This is a genomic window from Amycolatopsis sp. NPDC003676, from assembly GCF_053587275.1.
This window is the reverse complement of sequence record NZ_JBSFNS010000302.1, coordinates 1-1,364: the sequence shown is the minus strand read 5'-3', so window position 1 is coordinate 1,364 and position 1,364 is coordinate 1. Positions and strand designations below refer to the sequence as shown.

Annotated in this window: 2 protein-coding genes; one reads left to right on the top strand and one right to left on the bottom strand. The window is 69.4% G+C overall.

All coding sequences use genetic code 11. The features are described from left to right. Nucleotides 1–593, top strand: a 593-nt coding sequence (locus ACWDNU_RS45875) for an HDIG domain-containing metalloprotein (protein WP_449673454.1), incomplete at its 5' end; no start/stop codon positions are given. Here ACWDNU_RS45875 and ACWDNU_RS45870 read toward each other — a convergent pair. After that, nucleotides 594–1,364: hypothetical protein (locus ACWDNU_RS45870; protein ID WP_449673453.1), on the bottom strand; the 771-nt coding region annotated here is incomplete at its 5' end.

Below are 1,364 nucleotides of genomic sequence, written 5' to 3'. Positions count from 1 at the left end.
AGGAAGGCGATCCCGACCTGGTGCTGCGCTGGGCCGCGCTGCTGCACGACATCGGCAAGCCCGACACCAAGCGCAACGAGCCCGGCGGCGGCGTGAGCTTCCACCACCACGAGGTGGTCGGCGCGAAGATGGTGCGCAAGCGCATGCGCGCCTTGAAATATCCGAAGGCGTTCACCGAAGAGGTTGCGCGCCTGGTGTTCCTGCACCTGCGCTTCCACGGGTACGGCAAGGGACAGTGGACCGACTCGGCCGTGCGCCGCTACGTCACCGACGCCGACGACCTGCTCGAGCGCCTGCACAAGCTGGTCCGCGCCGACTGCACCACCCGCAACAAGCGCCGCGCGGCGGCCCTGCGCGCCACCTACGACGAGCTCGAGGACCGCATCGCCACGCTCAGGGAGCAGGAGGATCTGGCGCGGGTGCGGCCCGACCTAGACGGCAACTCGATCATGGAGCTGCTCGGCCTGCCGCCGGGCCCGCAGGTCGGCAAGGCGTGGAAGTACCTCAAGGACCTGCGGCTGGACCGGGGCCCGATGACCCGCGAGGAAGCCGAGGCCGCGCTGCTCGAGTGGTGGGCCGCCGAGAACGCCTGATCAGAAGACGATCAGCGTCGTCCCGGCGACGATGGCGGCGCGGATCTGCGCCAGGTCGAACGAACCGGTGGTCTCGGGCAGTTCGATCCGGAAGCGCACCTTGTCGCCGCGCCGGTGCGCGTAGGAGATGCTCGCCCGGTTGGGCAGGTCGTCGAGCAGCAGCGCCGGCGCTGGCACCGCGCGCTTCGGCAGCCGGATGCCGTGCCAGCTGGCCTTGCGGATGTCGATGGTGAGCAGGTTGTCGTAGACCTGCGCGTCGACCAGGGCGCGCATCTTGCGGGTGCGGTGGGTGGCGACGATGCGGGCGCGCTCGTCCAGGTGCAGCCGCCAGTCGAGGTTCTGCGCGTCCACCCACTCGACCAGGGCGGCGAGGTCGATGGTGCCCTCGATGTCGAGCTGCTGGACCCGGATCTTGGTCGGCACACCGGGAATCAGCCGGACGCCGTGCGCGATCACGGTGACGGTGTCGAACGGATGCGAGTCCCAGACCAGGTTCGACAGCACCGTCTTGCTCTGGAAATGGGCGCCGCGTCTGCGCACCTTGAACACGTCGAGGGTGGCGGTGAGGTCGTGCCCGAGCAGGGTGGCGCTGACTTCCTGGCCGCCGAATCGGCTGAGGATGCCCTCGCTGAGCACGGTCATCAGCACGTCGGGCATGAGCGCGGTCACGGTGCCCGAGCCCAGGTCGGCGACGGGGTCGGCCCAGGAGGTGGTGAAGCCGAGCCACTGATCGATCCATGACGGGTCGAGGAGGCGTTTGCCGATGTCGAC